Origin of the sequence: Brucella sp. NBRC 12950, from assembly GCF_030268145.1 — a bacterium.
Taxonomy (GTDB): Bacteria; Pseudomonadota; Alphaproteobacteria; order Rhizobiales; family Rhizobiaceae; genus Brucella.
Genome location: NZ_BSQC01000060.1, coordinates 1 through 357, shown reverse-complemented (window position 1 = coordinate 357; position 357 = coordinate 1). Strand labels below are relative to the sequence as shown.

Genomic DNA, 357 nt, shown 5'->3' with positions numbered 1-357 from the left:
GGTGGGTGGAATGGGTGCCGTGGATAGCAGCAGGACGCAGGATCGTGACAGGTTGCTGTGCAGCGTCGAGAAGTCGTCTTTCTAAAGCGACCTTTTTTGTCGAGTAGTTTTCGAGGCCTGGCTCGACCGTGGGCTGTTTCTCCGTCATTCCGTCTGGAAGATCGGGAAAGCCGTTCTCCCGGGCTTCATCAAGCGTCCTGCCCGCTCCGTCGCGATAAACGCTGGAGGACGAGATCACCACGAATTGCCCAACCGACGCCTCAATGTCGAGCAGTTGGTTTGCGTGGGTCTCGTCGTATGCCACGGTATCGATTACGGCATCCGCACCTTGGCCAATGGCCTGCGACAAGGCACCGG

Annotated in this window: 1 protein-coding gene; it reads right to left on the bottom strand. The window is 58.5% G+C overall.

Annotation, left to right across the window (positions count from 1 at the left end):
* Nucleotides 1-357 (bottom strand): Rossmann-fold NAD(P)-binding domain-containing protein (locus QSJ70_RS27445; protein ID WP_502871733.1); only part of this gene is annotated, 357 nt, incomplete at both ends.